The organism is Amycolatopsis sacchari (assembly GCF_900114035.1).
Taxonomy (GTDB): domain Bacteria; phylum Actinomycetota; class Actinomycetes; order Mycobacteriales; family Pseudonocardiaceae; genus Amycolatopsis_E; species Amycolatopsis_E sacchari.
Genome location: NZ_FORP01000014.1, coordinates 39665 through 58818, shown reverse-complemented (window position 1 = coordinate 58818; position 19154 = coordinate 39665). Strand labels below are relative to the sequence as shown.

5 protein-coding genes and 1 pseudogene are annotated in these 19154 nt (G+C 71.3%); 3 read left to right on the top strand and 3 right to left on the bottom strand.

Annotation, left to right across the window (positions count from 1 at the left end):
* Positions 1 to 287 precede the first annotated feature (287 nt).
* The gene (locus BMZ92_RS22310; RefSeq protein ID WP_177228820.1) at positions 288 to 3038 is read left to right on the top strand and encodes an AAA family ATPase; all 2751 of its coding nucleotides are present in this window, start codon (positions 288 to 290) and stop codon (positions 3036 to 3038) included.
* 64 nt (positions 3039 to 3102) lie between these two features.
* On the opposite strand, the gene BMZ92_RS22305 is transcribed toward BMZ92_RS22310, so the two are convergent.
* Positions 3103 to 3378 carry a hypothetical protein gene (locus BMZ92_RS22305; RefSeq protein ID WP_091510908.1) on the bottom strand — a complete coding sequence of 92 codons (276 nt, stop codon included), beginning with the start codon at positions 3376 to 3378 and terminating at the stop codon, positions 3103 to 3105.
* Positions 3379 to 3746: 368 nt separating this feature from the next.
* Here BMZ92_RS22305 and BMZ92_RS22300 point away from each other — a divergent pair, with 368 nt between their 5' ends.
* Together BMZ92_RS22300 and BMZ92_RS22295 are read left to right on the top strand one after the other, a co-directional pair.
* Positions 3747 to 4043 carry a hypothetical protein gene (locus BMZ92_RS22300; protein WP_091510905.1) on the top strand — a complete coding sequence of 99 codons (297 nt, stop codon included), beginning with the start codon at positions 3747 to 3749 and terminating at the stop codon, positions 4041 to 4043.
* A gap of 4 nt (positions 4044 to 4047) precedes the next feature.
* Positions 4048 to 4602 (top strand): annotated as a pseudogene (locus BMZ92_RS22295) (helix-turn-helix domain-containing protein); the annotation flags it as partial.
* Positions 4603 to 4624: 22 nt separating this feature from the next.
* On the opposite strand, the gene BMZ92_RS22290 reads toward BMZ92_RS22295, so the two are convergent.
* Together BMZ92_RS22290 and BMZ92_RS22285 are read right to left on the bottom strand one after the other, a co-directional pair.
* On the bottom strand, positions 4625 to 4999 hold the full coding sequence (locus BMZ92_RS22290) for a type VII secretion system-associated protein (protein WP_091510899.1): 375 nt from the start codon (positions 4997 to 4999) through the stop codon (positions 4625 to 4627).
* Between the two features lie 8 nt (positions 5000 to 5007).
* Positions 5008 to 19149 (bottom strand): DUF6531 domain-containing protein, encoded by a 14142-nt coding sequence (locus BMZ92_RS22285; RefSeq protein WP_091510897.1) that lies wholly within the window; start codon positions 19147 to 19149, stop codon positions 5008 to 5010.
* Positions 19150 to 19154 lie beyond the last annotated feature (5 nt).

Below are 19154 nucleotides of genomic sequence, written 5' to 3'. Positions count from 1 at the left end.
GAGCACCCGGCTCCGGCCGTTCCGCGACCGGATAACCCGTCCGGTCCGGCGCGCGGCTGAGCCAGTGGTAATCGATCGGGCACGTGAGAGGACCGTTCGGACCGGCGCGAAAGCCGACACTGGGGAACTTCCCCCATGGAACACCTCCGTGCGGGCAACTCCTGCCGGAACCAGCTTCTGACCTGCGACGTCCAAGTTCACGCCAGTCGCCCCTTCGATCACGACGCCGTGTTCGTTCGGGAACACCGGAGCAGCCGGAACGCGCGAGTCTGGAGATGATCGTGGCCGTGGACGAGATACTCGACATCGTCGGCTCGCCGGGGAAACCGCCGCTCGTCACGATCACCGGGCCCGCCGGGGTGGGGCGCACCACACTCCTGGCGCGGCTGCGCGAAGCGCTGGCGCAGCGCCGGATCCGCACGGTCACCACCCAGTTCGCCCCGACCGCCGCGGGCGTGCCCGCGGGGCTCGCCCTGCGTCCCGGCGGGAGCCAGGAGCGCCGGCTCCGCCCGCCCGCCGAACCCCTGCCGTCCCCGGACAGCCCCGCGCCGTCGTGGTCGCCGCTCGGCCCGGTCGCCGGCGCCGCGACCGATCCCGGCGCGGCCCGCTGGGGTGCCGCCGCGGCCGCCGCGCCGCTGCTGGTCACCGGGAACGCCGTGCTGCTGCTGGACGACGTGCAGTGGATCGACGCCGACACCCTCGCCGTGCTGGAAGCCCTGGTGCGCCGCATCACCGGCACGACGGTCACGTGCGTCTGCGCCATCCGCACGCCGACCTCCGGGATCCTGCGCACGGAAGGGCTCGCCGCGCTGCGCCGGTTGCGCGCGGACGGCCTGGTGCACGAGGTGCGACTGAACCCCATGGGGCGCACGGAGATCGCCCGCACCGTGCGGGAAACCACGCAGGCCGCGCCGGAGGACGCGCTCGTCGACCGGCTCGCCGCACTGACCCGCGGACTGCCCGCCGCGCTCCACGACGTCATCGACGTGATGCGGCGGGACGACGTCCTGCGCGTCGTCTCGCGGCACGCGTACTTCGTGCCCGGCGCGGATCCCGTGGCACTGCCCCCGGACCACCAGCTCCTGCGCGTGATCCGCGTGCTGGGCGCGGAAACCTGGGCCGTGGCCAGGGCGATGGCGGTGCTGCACCCGCTCGGCGAGGTCGCGGCCGGCCTCGTCGCCGACGCGCTGGAGGTGCCCGCGGAGGAGGTCCGGGAGCGCCTGGCGGCCCTGTGCGCGGAGGGGGTGCTGCACCACAACCGGCGTGACGGCGGCTGGCGGTTCACCGTCCCCGTCGTCGCGGCCACGCTCGCTGCGACCCTGGGCCCGTTCGAACGGCGGACGCTGGCGGAGAAAGCCGTGACAGCGCTGTGGTCTGGTGAGGCGCGGAGCGCGGATCCGGACTACCTGACCGACCAGCTGGCGGTCGCGGGCCGGCTCGTCGATCCCGCACGGGCGTACAGCGAGTTGCTCGCCCGTGCGGCGGCGGTGCTGCCTGACAACCCTGAGCTGTCCCACCGTGTTTCGCGGTGGTTGCGTGCGGCGGGGGAACTCGCGGGCGACCGTGCGCAACGCGTGATCACGCAGTTGATGTACGCCTCGAGCTGCTACGTGCGGGGGGACTACGCGAGCAGCCTGGAGGGGGCCCAGCCGCTGCTGCGTGACCTGCGTGACCAGCTGCCGCCGGAGGTCGCGCAGGAGGTCCAGGTGATGGCCGTGTGCGCGCTGCACAGCGTGGGCCGGACAGCAGAACTGGAGGAGCTCGCGGCGGGCCGGCTGTCCTGGTCGGACGATCCCGCGCCGCGCACGGTCACCAGGGCGGTCGCGCTGTGCATGCTCGACCGCTGGAACGAGGCGGGTGCGTTGCTCGGCGGCACGCGGAACCTGTGGCAGGCCAACGAGGCTTCGGCGTGCCTCGGCGGGTTGTTCGAGGTGCTTTCGCGGCTGTGGGCCGGAGATCCCGAACCGTTGCGGGACGCGCTCGCGAACCGCGAACGGTGGCCGATGCGGCACGTCGAGCGGCACCGGCTGCAGCAGGTCAACGCGTACGTGACGACTTTGTTGCTGCTGGGCGAACTCCGGCAGGCCGAACAGCTGCTCGCCGACGAAGGCGTCGACACCGCGTTGCTGCACCTGTCCGACCAGTCACTGCTGGCCTGCCTGCGGGGTGAGGCCGAGGCGGCGCTCGACTTCGCGCGGCGCAGCTACGCGGTCAGCACCGCGCGAGGCTATGACGCCGGCCGCGCCGGGACCCAGCAGGCGGCCGCGGAGCTGCTGTTGTCACGGGGCAGGCTCACCGGGGCGCAGGAACTGCTCGCGGTGGCGCGGAACCAGCGCCCGGTGCTCGGCCACCTCCTCGACGGCGCCGAGGCGCGCATCCTGCGGGTGCTCGGCAGGACCGAGGAGGCCGCCGCGAAACTCACCGCCGCCCGCGCGGCCGCCGCGGGACGCGGCCTGCTCATCGGGGCCGACGAGATCACCCTGCAGCTGGGCGAACTGGCGCTGGAACGCGGGGACACGGCGGACGCGCTGCAGCAGCTCACCGAGCTGGAACGGATCGCGGAGGCGCTGCGGACGGGGCGGGCGGAGCTGCACGTGCTGCTGCTGCGGGCGATGATCAAGCAGGACCCGTCGGCGGGGGCGGCGTGCCTCGCGCTGGCCAGGGATCGCGGGCAGCCCGCCGAGCTGTCGTTCGTGATCGACCGGCTCGTCCGGCACGGCGCGGCGAGCCCGAAGCTGCTGCCGGAGGCGTACCGGCTGCTCGGTGACCTGGACGCGCTGCTGTACCGGGCGTGGCTGCGGAACGTGATGCGGGAGCACGACGTCGCGGTGCCGGGGCGGCAGGTGACGGTCGCGGAGAACGAGCGGCTGCTGGCGGTGCTGGTCGCGGAGGGGCTGGGCAACAAGCAGCTGGCGCTCGTGCTGCGGACCAGCGACAAGAGCGTGGAGGGCCGGCTCAGCAGGCTGTTCGCGCGGACGGGGCTGCGCTCGCGGATCGAGCTGGCGGCGGCGTTGTTGAGCGGGGAGTACCCGGGGTGAGTCGGGGGCGTGTACAAAAAACCCGAGCCACGGGTGGCTCGGCGACGACGAGGGCTTGCGGTTCTCAGTGACGTCGTATGCGACGACGCGCTGCGCCGAAGATCTTCTTCGCGACGGCGGGCGACTTGTACGCGAGGGGAACGGTCAGCGCGACGAGCGCGGCCTGCACCGGGGACACGCCGAGGAACACGAGCAACAGCGTCGCCCCAGCCCACATGATCAAGTACTCGAGTCCGCCCCCGACCGACACCGAGACGGAGACTCGCCCGCGTTCGCGGACGAAGTGCGGGCCCTCGTCCGGAGGTTGCTCGTTCGTGAGGTCGGTCTGCTTGATCGCCATCGCGTCCCCCTGAGTGATAGGGCCGTTTCACTCCATAATACCAGCGATGCACGTGATTACCAGACGCTTGCCTTACGATGAGCAGTTGATCAACATACGTTAGTTTGCTACTCCGAAAGGGGCGATAGCCACACCGCACTTGATCGCCCACTGTGACGGGACCTGCGACTTCCACCCACAGAGAGCAAGAAAGCCGGAGGCCAGTAGGCCAAACGGGTGGCACTTGACAGGGTGCCGACTTCCGTCGGTCCACCATCTTGTTGCTGCAAAACGTATGGCTTGGTATAGTCATTTAAACAGACATCTGGCATACGTCAGACTTGAAATGCGCTGCATGGGCAGACGCGGGGGGTTGGAAGGTTAGCGACATGGGCACAGTGGAGAAGGACCGTGAGACCGCGGACGAGACCGCCACTCAGCCTCCCCGGTCCCACAAGGGGCATTCCGGCCGCGGAGAACCTGTCGAACGGGTGACCGTCAACTTGAACAAGACGGCAGCGGCGGATTTGGAACGCACTTCGCTGACGACCGCCGAGACCAAGACCGAGGTCATAAACAAGGCGCTTCAGCTGTACGCGTTCCTGCGGAAGCTCCAGTTGGACGGTGGCGACATCTTCATCCGGGAAGCCGACAGCAAGGAACGGGAACGGCTTCGCTTGCTCTAGCTGTATCGAGCGGGTCGCGACGGGCAGACCGGTGGCGCATGTCGCGAAGGAGTTGGGGGTGTCGCGGCAGTGTGCGCACCGCTGGGTACGCCGCTACCGCGAGGAAGGACCGGCAGGCCTGGTCGATCGCTCAAGCCGTCCACACCACTCGCCGACCCGGGTCAGCGCGGAACACCCCGCACCTGGGCGACCTGATCCACCTCGACGTGAAGAAGATCGGGAAATCCCGCCCGGGGGCGGCTGGCGAGCCCACGGCCGCGGCACTCGCCCGCGCGCCAAACGCGGAGGGGGCTACGACTACGTCCACGCTGCCATCGACGACCACTCCCGCCTGGCCTACGCCGAAATCCTCGACGACGAACAAGGCCGCACCTGCGCGGCCTTCCTGCTTCGCGCCGCCGCCTGGTTCGCCGACCACGGCATCCCCCGCGTCCAGCGAATCCTGACCGACAACGCCAAGAACTACGTCATCTCCCGCGACTTCGCCGCTGCAGCCGCCACCATCGGCGCACGCCACAAAACCATCAAGCCGCATTGCGCCCAGCGTAACGGCCAAGTACATCTAGCCCGCCCCGCCGAACTCACTCCGTCCCGGCGTCGAGCCAGGCCTGGCGTACCGACTGCGCGCTCACGCGCCGCGAGGTCGAGCCGCCGGGGTTGAGGAGGACGTCCACGCCGTCGGAGGGCAGTGCGGCCGCGAGGTCCGCCAGGCGCGCGTCCAGCCAGCCGGGGACGTCCACCCGCTCTCGGTGCCCCGGCGCGGTGGTGACCAGCACCGTCGGCAGCCCGTCCGGCGAGGGCTCGACGATCGCCGTGCCCGAGGCGTCCACCGCGATGCCGAAGACCACCCCCGGCAGCACTTCGAGCAGGTCCCGCGGCTCCGCCCTGCCGTCGGCCAGCAGCCGCAGCACGGCGTCCACCGGATCGGTCGGGACGGCGCCCGGCACCTCGGACACGCACTCACTCAAAACTGGGACCTCTTCTTGCCGTGCCTGCCGCTCCCGCCGCTGCGGGACTCGCGGACCTCGTAGTTCGGTTGCGGACTGGGGCTGGGGCGGAACGGCAACGACGCGTCCCGCTCGTACAGCTCCCTCGGCGTACCCGCCCGGCTGCTCCGCTGCAGGCGCCGGCCGCCGTCGGACGGTTCTCCCTCCTCGTAGTACGAAGGATCGTACGACGACTTGTACGTCGCCTTCGTGCGGATCACCGGCGGGTCCCCCACGGGCAGCCCGCGATCCTTGTCCAGGTAGTAGTCGTAGATCTCCATCGACCGCCCCGGCGACGGGTGCCGCCCGGTCCGCATCGCCTCCCGCGCCAGGAACTGCTCGGCCTTCCCCTTCGGGCCGGGCGGCGGCACGAACGCGAGCCTGCCCGAGTCGTCGATCCATTCGATCGGGTTCGGGTTGTCCAGCGAGCGCACGAACGACTCGTCCGCCGCGATCCCCTCCGGCGTCAGGCCACGCGACCGCTGGTACGTCGGCGTGTACGCGTAGCCGAGGCTGGTGACCTGGGACGCGGTCGAGAAGTCGTTGCGCCGCAGGAACTCCTGCTGGTGCGCTCGGTAGTCCTTCCCGGACGCCCCGTAGATCGGCTTGCCCTTGGCCTCCCCCTTCGTCCCGGTGCCGATGTGCGCGGCGTGTGCCGACGTGCGTTCAAAGTACGCCCGACCGCGGTTTTCGATGCGGGACGCGTCCCCCGCGGCGCCGCGCTTGTCCCCGCCGTGCCCGATCAGTGCCTGGTTGGTCACGATGTGCTCGGACTGGAAGTGCTTGCCGCCCTTGAACGCGTCGGCGCCCCCGCTGAGCTGCCCGCCGTACTTCTGCGACAGGTACTCGGCTTCGCGGTCCTTCGCGCCGTACGTGCCGATCGGGTACGACGTGCGCGGCGGCGGAGCGGGCGGCAACGGGTCGGGCGCCGGGCTGACGCGCCAGTTGTCGACGCGCAGCGGGGTGCGTTCGCGGTAGCTGCCGCTCCGCGTCAGCGATGGCGGGCTCGACGAGCGGCCGCGGTCGACGCTCACGCTGCGCGTGCGGTGCCGTGACCCGCTGTTGATCATGTTGAACGCGGCCTGCGACGACAGCGGCGGAGCCTGCCGCCGCGACCGGCGACCGCGGTCACCGCAGGGCGCCGAAAGGCCCAGCGGGTCCAGTTCGTGCAGCGGGTTCGCCACGTACGCCACCGGGTTGGGCGCCGGGTCGAGCCCCAGCGGATCGGGGCTGAGGTACCGGGCCGTCGACGGGTCGTAGTAGCGGAAGACGTTGTAGCGCAGGCCACTCTCGGGGTCGTGGTACTGCCCGGGGAAGCGCAGCGGGATGTCCTCCGCGCCCGGCGCGGCGACCGGCACGCCCCACAGCGTCTCGCGGCTGCGCCACGTGATCCGGCCCGCCTCGTCGGTGAGCAGCACCGGCGTGCCGACCAGGTCCGTGACGACGACGCGGAACCGCTCCTCGTCCGCGGACTCCCGCTGCGCCACCGGCTTCCCGGTGTCGGGGTGGTAGTCCCAAGTCCGCACACGCCGGGTGCCATCGGGCAGCCGCAGCTCCGCCTCGACGAGCGTCGGCCCGTCCCAGGTGAACAGGATCTGCTCGGCGACCCGGCCCTCGGCGATGCGCTGCTTGGCGATGCGGCGGCCGAGCGGGTCGTAGCGGTAGTGCCACCGCTGCCCATCGGGAGTGTCCACAGTGGTCAGCTGGTCGAGCGAGTTCCAGGTGTAGCGCCAACGCCGCCCGCCCTCGACGCGCTCCACCACGCGCCCGCACGCGTCGTAGGTGAACTTCCCGAGCAGTGCCGTGCCCGCGAACCGCCGCTGGTCGGCGAAGTTCTGGTAGCCGGCGAACGTGACGTTGCCCAGGTCGTCGTAGCGGTAGCTCTCCGCGCCGCCGGGGCCGCGGACCTCCGCGACCCGTCCCGTGCGGTCGAGCTGGAACTCCGTGGGACCGAGTTCGTCGTCGCGCACGGCGGCGAGGCGTCCGTCGGCGAAGTACTCGAACTCCCGGCGGGTGAAGGTTTCCGGGCCGTAGACGTCCTGCACGGTCATCGCGCCCGCCGCGTCGTGTGCCTGCCCCAGCACGGCGACGCCGTCGACGCGGCGCTCGGTCTCCATGCCGCGTTCGTCGTGGCTGAAGCCCAGCACGTGGCTGCCGGTGGCGAGCATCGCGGGTTCGCCGTCGGGCCCGAAGTGCCACAGCGACACCGCTCCCGAAGGTGTGCGCCGCTCGACGCTCCGCTGCTCGTCGTGGTAGGCGAAGGTGACGATCCGGTCGTCCACGATCTGCTGGAGGACGTCGCCACGCTCGTCGCGCACGATCCGCAGCGCGCAATCCGGCGCGGTGGCGGTGAGCAGCCGGCCGAGCGGATCGTAGGTGTAGCGGGTCGTGCCCTCGGGCGTGTGCCTCGCGACGACGTTGCCCAGCAGGTCGTACTCGTACCGGAGCGTCTGGCCCGCCGGGGTCAGCACCTGCACCAGCTGGCCCGCGGCGTCATAGGCGTACCGCGTGGTGCGGCCGTCGTAATCGGTCTGGGCGACCATCCGGCCCGCGGCGTCGTAGTCGTAACGCCACTGCAGCCCGCCCGCGGTCGTGACCGACACGAGCCGGAGTTCACGGTCGTAGGTGTACGTGGTGACGGAACCGTCCGGCGCGGTGGTGGTGAGCGGGAGGCCGAACATGCCGTACGTGGTGCGGCTGACCCGGCCCATCGGGTCGACGTACTCGACCTCGTTGCCGTCAGCGTCGTAACGCCAGCGTTCGCGTCCACCACCGGGCCGCCCGCGGGACAACAGGTTGCCCTCGACGGTCCACTCCCACGTGACCTCGCCGTACGCGTCGGTGCGCGACCTCGGGCGGCCGAACTGGTCGTGTTCGGTGCGGCCGAGGACGTCCGGCGCGTGCTCCGGGACACCGGTGAGCTCGGCGTCGGCGGGGGCCTCGGCGACGCCGACCGGCTGGCGCAGCGGATCGCCTTCGTAACGGCCCCGCCAGACGCGCTGCCCGTCGTCAGCGGTCAGCTCCAGCGCCCCGTCCTCGCCTTCCGTCACGGCGACGCGGCTGCCGTCCGGGCGCACGATTCCGGTCAGCTCGCCGGCGTCGTCGTACTCGAAGGCTGTCGTGCGGCCCAGCGGATCGGTGCGCGACAGCAGCCGGTCGTAGCGGTCCCAGCGGAACACGGTCTGGCCGCCGAGCGGGTCGATCTCCCGCACGACCTGGTTGGCGTCGTTGCGCTCGGTGTAGCTCACGTTGCCGAGCGCGTCGGTGTACGCGGTGAGGTTGCGGTCGTAGGCGAAGGCGCCGTCGGAGTAGCCGCCGTCGCCGAGGGTCCGCACGCAGCGGCCGTCCTCGTCGTAGACGTAGCGGTACCAGCGGCCGGAGCGGTTCTGCCAGCCGGTGATCCGGTCGGCGTCGTCGTAGTCGAACACCACGGGCAGGCCGGAGGAGTTGACGACGTGGATCAGCCGCCCCCGCATGTCGTAGCCGTACCGCAGCACGACGACGTCGCCCATCTTCAGCTCCACGATCCGGTCGCCTTCGCGATGCAGAGTGACCGTGGTGCCCGCGGAATGCGTCAACGACGCGGGCGCGCCTGCCTGGTCGTACTCGACGCGCAGCACACCGGAGGCGTCGCGGCGCTCCACCCATGCGCCGAGGTAGGTGAACACCAGCGCCTGCGTCTCGCGGTCGAGCAGGTATCCGCCGTCCGGCAGCAGGTGCAGCGGCCAGCGCGGTCCCTCGACCGGCAGTGCGGGCTCATCACCCGTCGGCAGCGGGTAGACCAGGACCCGGCCGTCTTCGGCGACGTACACCGCTTCGCCGTCGCCGATCTCCAGCCGCTGGTCCACTGTGGACGACCACGACGGACCGAACCACCGGCCCGCCCGGTAGGACGACACGTGCGTGCGGTCCAGCACCAGCCCGTGCGGCAGCGTGAGATCGGTCTGCTGCAACACCATCTCCCCGGTCGCCACGTCCACCGGGTCGGACTTGCACACCCGGTCGTCGCGCCCCACCGCCTGCTCGCGGGGTTCTTCGGGACGGCTGAGCGGCCCGTGGTGCTCCGCCGGGACGTGCAGGCCGAGGTCCTCCAGGCCCTGACGGTCCACCTCCAGCAGCACCGGCTCGTCGGGCCCCGTGCGCAGCAACGTGTTCCACTCCTCCGGCACGTGCTTGCCGCGGTACGTGGGCGTGACGTGCCAGCGCGGGACCGCCCGCACCAGGTAGGTCTCGGCCTTGCTCTCCGGGACCTCCTGCTTGCTCTCGATCTTGTTCGTCAGCTTGCTCCCCGCGTTCCACGGGGTGCGGGTCGCCTCGACGACACCCGCCGTCGGTCGTGGGCTCGTCTGGTCGATGTTCGGGGCGCGGAAGTCCACGCTGCCCGTGAACCCGGCGGTCAGCTTCCGCTCGCTGGTCGACTTCGTCGTGCGGGTCGTGTCGCCCTTGGTCTCCAGCGCACCGTCCTTGACCGGGCCGAGCAGCTCGCGCCGCGTGAGGTCCGCGGTGACCTTGACCTTGCTCAGCGGACCGCGGTCGAAGGTGATCTCGTGCCCGCCGGCGACGGCGTCCTTCAGGTGCGTGCGCCGTTGCTGCAGGCTCTGCGCGTTGCGCAGCCGGTGCCCTTCCTGCGGGTGCAGGCCGGGGCGCGGCTTTTCGCCGTCACCGCCCCGGATCAGCCGGTCCAGCGCCTGGTGCAGCTTCGGCGCCGCGAACGGCCGCACGTGCACCTTCGCGTCCGGCGAGAAGCCGAGCGGGCCGCCCTTCGCGCGCTGGTCGGTGTGCCACGAGCCGGGTGCGGTCTCGACCGGCGGCGTGATCTGCTCGTGCGCGGGGATGGTCTCGCTGAGCGGCACGGTGGACCGCACCGCGCCGGGGAGGTCGAAGCTCGCCGTCCAGGGCTCGCTGACCTTCGGGCCCGCCCAGCCGTCCGCGCCCGGCAACAGTTTCGTGTACGTGCCGGGGCGCGCGTACGGGTAGACGTCCATGTGCACGGTAAGGCCGTGCAGGTACTGCACCTGCGGGCCCTTGCCGCTGCTCGTGGTCTTGGTGGTCTCAACCACACCGGACTCGATGCCGCGCTCGGACTTGTACGTCGCGGTGGGCCCGAGTATCTGCATGCCGCCGGGGTTTCCGCGCGTACCCATCGCCGAGCCGAACGTCACCGACGCACCGGCCTGCTTGCTCGACGTGGCCTTGTTGACCGTCGAACCGGTTCCCTCCAACGCATCCTTGGTGTCCGCTGTGGACAGATGTCGGTGGAACTGCCCTTCGTCCAGCGACGCGCGCAGCACGACCATCTGCTCGACCTTGCCGAACGGCGTGTCCCCGTGCAGGAACACCGGGCGGCCGCCGTTGAGCATTTCCCGCACCAGGCCCTTGAACGACTGCCGATCGGCGAACGCGCCGAGCACGTGGTGCACGAACGTGTCGTTCAGCTCGCTGAACTTGCTCCGCCCGCGTTCGGTGACGTTGTGCGCGGAGCCGTGTTCGCCCACCCAGTCCTGGAAGTGGTGCTCGACCTGGTCGAGGAACTCCTTGACCGCCTCCGGCCGGTACAGGTCGACGGTGCCGCTGCCGCGGCCGACGTTCTCCGGTGCGCGTGGCGGCGGGGTGCGTTCGGGTTCGGGTTGCGGTTCCGGCTGTGGTTCCTGGTGCTTCCGGTAGTGCTCGGCGTCGGCCGGGTCCAGTTTGGACAGATCTTCGTCGGCGAGCTTGCCGATGTGGTGGATCTCGCTCGCCGGCACCCACACGCGGGCGCCGTCGGGCACGGTGACCCAGCCGTTGCGCTGCCCGCTCCCGTCGCGGTGCCGCAGACCGAGCACGTCCTGCCACGTGTGCTTGACCGAACCCCGCAGCTCGTGCGTGGTGTCGAAGCTGACCAGGTACCCGCGCTCGACGTGGCTGCCACCCTGGGTCCCCTTGGCGCCGGTGGCGGTGTCGGCGCCGCTGCCCTTCCCCTTGCCCGCGGAGACCTGCGCCTGCGGGCCGACGGAGAGCCAAGGCTGCGCGGGCCGGAACGTGCCACCGCCCACGCTGACCTTGCCGGTGGTCGAGGACTGCTGACCCTGGCCGTGTTCGCTGGATGTGTAACCCTCGTCCTTGAACGTGTGCTGGTCGTCCCGTCCGACGATCCGCGGTTCGCCGAGAGTGGTGGACAGGTCCAGCCGCGCGGAGATGTCCCGCGAGCCGAAGAGGCCACCGGTGTTGTCCGTCTGCAGGCGAACGCTGTCGTGGTAGAGGGCGGCGCGCTCGAACCGGGCCATGCGGGCGTCGATCCCGGTGAAGGTCTCGAGGGCGTCGAGCGCGGCCGTCCGCTCGTCGGGTTTGCCCGCCTCGCGGACGTTCTGCGAGCTGCGATGTTCGTCCACATTGGCCGGACGCGATCCGGTGAAGGGACGGCTCAGCACCTCGCGCCACCGTGACCAGCGCGGCGAGTCGAGCAGCTTGGCGGCCGTCTCCGGCAGCTTGGGCACGGGACGGAGCGATTCGAGCTCCGAGCCAGCCGGCAGGTTCCCGGCGCGCTTCGGTTTCGGCGGCGTGCTGCCCTCGTGCCATTTCGGCTCCGGGGTGGCCCCGGTGGTGTGCTCGAAGCTCGTCGCCGGCGGGCGTCCCGTCGTGACGTCGACGTGCCCGTCGATCGTGGTGACGTGTTCGGTGCCGTCGCCGTGCCAGCTCTGCGGTTCGCTCGGCGAGGACCAGCGGCCGCCGATCCGTACCTCGAACTTGCCGGGGTAGCGGTAGCTCGCGCGTTCCCCGTCGGGGAAGGCCTGCTCGTGGCCGCTGCCGTGCTTTTCGGTCTCGCTGCGGCCCCGGCTCCATTCGCCCGTGACGCCGCTGTAGCCGTAATTCCCGTGGCCGTAACCACTTCCCGTGATCCCGGCGGAGGTTTCGGTGGTCCTGGTGGTGGTCGTGGTGTCCTCGTGGGACAACGACAGCTTCCCGCCGCCGCCCTTCTCCCCGTGCAGCGCGACGCCGTTGCCGGTGTTCAGGTCGCCGTGCACGAACACGTCCGGCGCGCCGGGGTACAGGCTGCTGAGCGGGAACCGGGCGCCGCCGCGGGCGATGTCGCGGGCGTGGTCCTGCAGGAAGGTGCGCAGGCGCTCGGTCAGGCGCGGCAGTTCCTTGCCCGGCACGTGGCCCAGCAGCGACAACCTGCTCATCGTGCGCCCGGCGATGTCGTCGGCGGTGAGCTTCGGCAGGGAGTACTCGGCGTCGACGCGGTCGGCCGCGTGCCGCACCTCGGGGCTCGCCGTGCCGCTGTCAGGGGCGTCCGGGCGGGTCCAGACGGTCGCGGTGCCGGGTACCTCGTCGGCGGGACCGGTCTTGGCGTGGCTGCCCTTGTCGGTGCGCACGAGGTACGTGAGTTCGACGTGGTGCTTGTCGAGCGGGCCCTCGTAGGAGCGTTCGGTGGTGCGGCCGTGCTCGTCGACGGTGGTGGCCTCGGTCTTGGTCGCGGCGGTGCGGCTGCCCGTCGGGCCGGCGGAACCCCCGGTGGGCCCGATGATGTCCCCGGCGACGATCTGGCCACCGCCACCGCGTTTGCGGGTCTGGGACTGGGTGACGGTGATCTTGCCGGTGGCTTCGTGGCTGCGTTCGACGGACCCCTCGGTGCGGCCGTCCGTGAAGGACTTGGCGGCGTGCCCGATGCCGACGGAGACGGTGGTGGGGCGCGAGTGCCCGGCGAAGCGGAAGGTGCGTTGCTCGACCTTGCCGAACAGGTTGTGGTCCAGGGAATCCAGCCACGTGCGGAACTCGCCTGTCTCGGGGTCGTTGGCCTTGAAGCCGACCTGGCGTTCCACGTGCCGGTAGACGTCGCCGAGGCCGGTGAACCGCGCGTGCTCGATGCGGTCGTTCCCGTGCCAGGGCAGGGTTTCCTCAGGTAGTTTGTCCGCTTTGGACTCGGGCCAGGCGAGCTTGAGCGGGACGTCGACGTAGGCGAAGCGCGGCGTGCTCCCGCTCCACGGCCAGCGGCCGGGGCTGTGCACGGTGATCTTGTAGGTGGCGCTGTGGTCGCCGGTGCGCGAGTCGACGTTCGTCTCGGTGAGCTTGGTCTTGCGGCCGTGGGACGTCTCGGCGGACAGGCTGGAACCGCGGGCGTTGACGAGCCCGGACAGCTTGGCCTGGATGTTGACGAACAGGGCCGGGATCCGGATCGACGGACCTTCCGTCGTCAGCGGCGAACGTTCCGTCGAGACGGTGCGTTTCTCGGGGACGCGGGAGGTTTCGGTGGTGAAGTCGGTCTTGCCGGGGGTTTCGTCGCCGGTCTTCCGCAACCCGACGAGCTCCACGGTGACGTGCGGCCCGCCGCGGACGCCGAGGTGCTCGCGCTGGCCGCCGTCGAGGGCGGTGTGGAAGTTCTTCTTGAGGTTGGGGTCGGAGTAGGCGCGGTCGACGAGGTCGGTGAGGGCGGTCTCGTCCTTGCGCAGGCGGGGGTCGTCGTGGATCAACTCGGCGGCGGCCTCGCGGATGCGCGTGCCGTCGATGTCGCCCTCCACCTTGGGCCGCGCAAGCCGCGCCTCCCGGGCGAGCTGGGCGGGGTCGGGTTTCGGTGGGGTGGGGTTGGGGGTGTGGGGTGCGCTGGGGCCGTCGTGTTCGGGGGTGCCGTGTGGCTCCCGGGTGCCGTCGTGGTGCGGGTTCTCGCCGTCGCGGGAAGGCTGGTGCTGCGCCCCGTCGTGATGCGAATCCCCACTGTCGCGGGAGTGCTGCTCCTCCGCGCCGACGCGGCTCGGGTCGCCGCCGTCCCGGGGTGCCTGCTCCTGGGCGCCGTCGTGGTGGGCGGAGCCGTGGGATTCCCGGGTGTCTCCGTGGTCCCGGGCACCGCCGTCGCGGGAGGGCTGGTCCTGGGTGCCGTCGCGGTGCCGATCCCCGCCGTCGCGGGAGGGCTGGTCCTGGGCATCGCCCCCGCGGTATGCCTGCTCCTGGGCGCCATCACGTTCGGGGATGCCGCGCGGCTCACGGGCGCCATCGCGGCGCCGATCCCCGCCGTCGCGCGTGGGCTGCTCCTCCGCGCCAACGCGGCCCGGCTCACCGCCGTCTCGGGGTGCCTGCCCCCGGCCGGGGGCGCTGTGCGGCTCCCGGCCCTCGCCGTGATGCGAATTCCCGCTGTCACCGGAAGGCTGCTCCCGGGTGTCGCGGTGGTCCGGGGCACCGCCGCCGCGGGAGGGCTGGTCCTGAACCTCACCCCGGCTCGGCTCACGGCTGTCCTGCGATGCCTGCTCCCGGGCCTCGCCGTGGTCGGGGCCGTGCAGGTCCCGGCTCTCGCCGTGGTCGCGAGTTCGCCGTTCCTGCGCGGAATCGCCGTGCAGGTCCCGGCTGTGGTCCGAAACTCCGCTATCGCGCCCTGTTCCCTCCCGCCTGGGCTCGCCGCCGTCCCCGTCCGGTCGGCCCGAGTCGTCGTCCTCGAAGGTCGAGCGGGCGTCGTGGAACTCGTCCTCGCTGAAGGTCGAGCGGGCGTCGTAGAAGGGGTCTTCGTCCCGGACTCCGATGCTCTCCTTCAGCGCGTCGTAGGCAGTCGGGTCGCCGGCCGGGTGCTCGCGGCGCGGCCGCACGTCCGGGAACTGCTCTGGCGTCGTCTCCTGGAGCTTGAACGAGCCGTACTCGGCGAAGTCGTCGAACCGCTGGCCCTTCACCAGCTCGCTGAACGCCTTGCCGTTCTCGCCCAGCGGGCCGTCCTCGTCGAGCGAGACCAGCCGGAACCGGTCGCGGAACTGCTCCCGCTGCGCGGCGCGGCTGCCGTCGAACATCCACTCGTACCAACGCCGCGGCGCCGAGTGCGAGTCGCCCGTGATGGAGTCAACCGTCCTTTTGAGACGGTCGCCCTCCAGTTGCTGGTGCAGCGCCAGTCCGTGCACCTCGACCTTCGGGCCGGGCAGGCCGTCGAGCTGGTGCTGCAGGTAGTCCTGCGCGGCCAGCAGCGATTTCCCGCTCTCGGTGTAGTCGATCACCAGCAGGTTCCGGTCCCTGGGCAGCCCGCTGAGGAACTCCGCGAAGTGCGCGCCGAGCATCTCCCGCTGCTCCGGGGTCAGGCTCGGGTCACCGTCGAAAACCGGCTTGAGGATCGAGTTTTCATCCGCCGGGCCGGGCCGGAACTTGGACAGCGGCACGGAAACAGCGTGGTGCCCCTGCGCCTGCAACGCCGCCATGACCGGTGCGGGACTGCGGCCGAGGCCGACGTAGCTGAAGCGGTCCGGCGGGTAGTGCTCGGTGATCCAGTCGGCGAGGTCGTGGACGGCCGAGGTCCACTGCTCGTGGTGCTCGATGTGACGCTTGCCCGCTTCACTCGCGACGTCTCGGCGGAACTGCCCGACGTCGTCGATGTCGTAGATGCGGCGTGGCGCGTCGTTCGAGGGGTAGAGGAACTTGTGGACGTTCTCGGTCTGGTCGGGCTTCGCCGCGTCGGCCAGGCCGTGGTCCTTCTGCCACTTCATGGCCATGAACGGCGTGAGGCCGACGAGCGTGTGTTCGTCCTGCCGGATGAGGACGTGGTCCGACGGGGCGTACTCGCGTCGCGGCGGGGCTGTGTCGCTGGCTCCGCCGCTGGTGTCCCAGTACCAGTTCAGGCGCGAGTGGAGCTGACGCTCGGCCGCGTCCGCCGGGTGCCGGTAGCTGTCGATGCGCTCGGCGGCCGAGCGGGGCGGGGGCGGGCCGCTCGGGTCGCGGTCGTTGTTCGGGGGGTTGCGGCGGTTGGGGTCGTCGTCGCCGGAGCGCCTGCCGGTACGGCTCTCGGTCTCCGGCACCTGCGACAGCGGCACGACGCCGGAACTCGTTTGCTGGCTTGACTTCCCGGCGCGCTCGGGCGCGGCCGCCGTGGTGTGCGTCGTCGTCCCGTTCGCGAGCGAATTCGGCGGCACGACGGGAAGTCCGTTGCGGCTGGGGCGGGTGTCGGAGGTGCGCTCGGGCTGCTGGGTGGAGGTTTGCGGGCGGGACGGTGACTCGGTGGGCTTGCTCCCGTCCAGGCTTGTGCCGGTCTGGCTTCCCTGAGCAGGGCGGGTGTCGGTTGTGGGCTGGTTGCCTGCGGTGGAAGGCGTGCTCGAGCGCTCGGTGCTCCCGACGGGGCGGGTCGGCTCCGGCGCCGGGCGCGGAGACTCTGGGGAACTCGCGGCTGGGCGGGTGGAGTCCGTCGGAGGTGGTGTGCTCGGACGCGAGGATCCTCCGGCACTCGTGGCGGGGCGGGTGGAGTCCGCGGGAGGCGGTGTACTCGGGCGTGCTTCCCCGGTACTCGTAGCCGGACGCGTGGGCTCCGCGGAGTTCGCGGCGGGGCGGCTCGACTCCACCGGGGGCGGCGTGCTCGGACGCGTGGATCCTGCGGCGCTCGCGGCGGGGCGGGCGGGGTCTGTGGGAGGCGGTGTGGCCGCACGGGCATCCTCAGTGCTCGTAGCCGGACGCGTGGGCTCTGACGAAGGCGCCGGGCGTGCGGACTCTCCGGCGCTTGCGGCCGGGCGGCTCGACTCCACCGGCGGCGGCGCACTCGGGCGCGAGGAATCCCCAGTGATCGCTGATGAGGGGACGCTAGAGCGGGTGTCCAAAGTAGCCGGACGAGAGGAGTCGACCGGCGGCGTGCTGGGCTGGCCGCCGGATTGTGTGATCGGGCGGGTGGCCGTGGGCTGAGCGACCGGACGCGTGGTGGTATCCGTCGGCGCTGAGCGGGTGGTGCTCTGACCGTCGCCGCGGGATGCGCCCTGGTCGCCGGGTGTGGAGTTGGTGTGCGCGGTCGTCGGGGTGTGGCCGCTCGACGAGCCGTTGGTGCTTGTGGCGTCGGGAGTCTGGGTGACGTGCGTGTTTGCGGGAGAGGTGTTGGCGTGGGGCGTCTCGCCGGACTCCGCGCTGTGGGACGGCGGGGGGCTGCTGTGCTGTTCGGCGTGGGGAGTCGGGCCCGACTCCGCGTGCGTAGACGACGGCGTGTCCGTCTGCGCGTCGGGTGAAGACGAGACGCTGTGCTGCGCAGGCGGCGAGGCGTGGGATGTCGAGCTGGTCTCCGCGCCGGGCGACGTGTTGGTGTGCTGCGAAGCCGCCGAGCTGGAGCCACCGTGCTGCGCAGGGGGCGAGGCGTGAGACGCCGGGCTTGTCTCCGCGTCAGGTGACGTGGCCGCGTGCTGCAGAGCCGCCGAGCTGGAATCTCCGTGCTGGGCAGACGGGGAGGCGTGGGACGTCGGGCTTGTCTCCGCGTTAGGTGACGTGTCGACGTGCCGCGAAACCGCCGAGCTGGAATCTCCGTGCTGCGCAGGCGGCGAAGCGTGAGACGCCCGGCTCGTCTCCGCGTCAGGTGACGTGTCGACGTGCCGCGAAACCGCCGAGCTGGAGTCTCCGTGCCGGGCAGACGGGGAGGTGTGGGTCGCCGGGCCGGAAGGAGCGTGCGTAGTCGGCCAGTTGGTGCCGTGCTGTGCGCCTGGCTCTGCTGGATTCGTGTTGGTGTGGGTGGACGAACCGTCTCTGCCGCGAGTGTTGTTGTCGACGATGGTGCTGCCGTTGTCGCCCGTGGTCCTTTGTGGAGCGGTCGTTTCCGGCGAGTGCTGAGTGTTCGTGTGGCCGGGGTGCTGGTCCAGGTGGGCGTTGCTGGCGTCGCCCCGATCGTGGGACACCTCAGGGCGGCCGGTGTCGTTCCGGTGACTGCCCGAACGACCTGGGCGGTGGTCCTCCTGGCTGGTGACCTGCGGACGGCTGTCGGTACGGCCAGGGCCGGTGCTGTGGGTCGTCGGGCGGGTATCGGTTTGGCCGCCGGAACGGGTCGTCGGGCGGGTTTCGCTGTGACTGCTGTTGCCCTGCCCGTACGCCGTGTGGCCGTTCGGGGTGGGGATGAAGCTTGCCGGGGTTTGGCCGGTGCTGGGTTCGCCGGTACCTGACTGCTCGCCGTCGAAGCCGTGACCTGCACCGCGCTCGCCGTCGAAGCCACGCTGATCACCGAAGCCACGGTCGCCACCGGCGCCGTCGAAGGTGCCGTCGCCACCGAAGCCGCGGTCGCCGCCGGTGCCACGCTGATCACCGAAGCCGCCTTCGCCACCGGTGCCGTCGAAGGTGCTGTTGCCACCGAAGCCACGGTCGCCATCGGTGCCACGCTGATCACCGGTGGCGTGGCCATCGAAGTCATGCCCGCCATCGAAGCCACCCGACCGATCACCGCCCTCGCCGGGGCCGAAGTCCGGGTGCAGGTCCGGCGCGTGCACGCCACCACCGGACGGTCCGCCCGCGTGCTCGCCGCCGAAGTGGCCGCCGCGACCACCGCCGCCGTGCGGCCCCATCGCGCCGAGGATGCCGTCGAAAGCACCGCCGTGACCACCGAGCGCCTTGTTGATCGCCGGGTTGCTCGCCGCCACGGCACCGCCCTGCGCGCCCGCGTAACCGAGGTGCCCGAGCGCCCGCATCCCCGGCCCGAGGTGGTCCTTCGTCTCCTTGCCGATCAGGTTCCCGACCCCGCGCCCGGCCGACCGCACGCCACCGAACGCCGCCCCGCCGATGGCTCCGCCCGCGGCACTGCCGCCGACCGACTGCCAGTCGATACCGTCACGGTCACCGGTCCAGTCCTGGATCCCCTGGATCCCGAGGTCCAGACCACCCATCGTGCCGGCGCCGAGCGCCGCGTACTTCGCCAGGTCCTTCGCCAGCTGGACGGCCGCCTGCCCGATCTCCCGCGCCGTCAGCCGCGCGATGTTGGCCAGCAGCTCCTTCAGCAACGCCCCCAGTCCGACACGGGCCGCGGCGATCACGCTCGGCACCAGGAACGCGCCGAACAACGAGGCGAGCAGCGAAATCACCGTCGCGAGCGCCATCGCGGCCATCGCGATCAGCATGATCTTCGTCTTCTGGATGTCCGCCGCGGCGTTCTTCGCCATCTTGGCGAACTCGTGCGCCTGGTCCTGCAGCTGCGTCAACGCGTCGTGCAGGTCCTTGCGCAGGAAGTCGACCGCCTTCGTCGCGGTGACACCGTCCATCGCCTGGTCGATGCCCTGCGCCGACACCAGCACCTCGGCGGCGGCGGTTTCCAGTTCCTTCGCGAATTCCGACCACGCGCCGCTCATCGCCCGCAGGCCGCCTTCGCTGCCCTCGGGCCACTCCATCCCCAGCGTGACCTTGAAGAACTTCTGCAGGGAGGCAGGGAGCTGTGTGGTCTCGTCCTCACCGCTCATCGCTG

What these genes read in the sequence shown, in the direction of transcription:
- BMZ92_RS22300 (WP_091510905.1), top strand. Translation starts at nt 3,747, where the DNA reads ATGGGCACAGTGGAGAAGGACCGTGAGACCGCGGACGAGACCGCCACT.
- BMZ92_RS22285 (WP_091510897.1), bottom strand. Translation starts at nt 19,149, where the DNA reads ATGAGCGGTGAGGACGAGACCACACAGCTCCCTGCCTCCCTGCAGAAG.
- BMZ92_RS22305 (WP_091510908.1), bottom strand. Translation starts at nt 3,378, where the DNA reads ATGGCGATCAAGCAGACCGACCTCACGAACGAGCAACCTCCGGACGAG.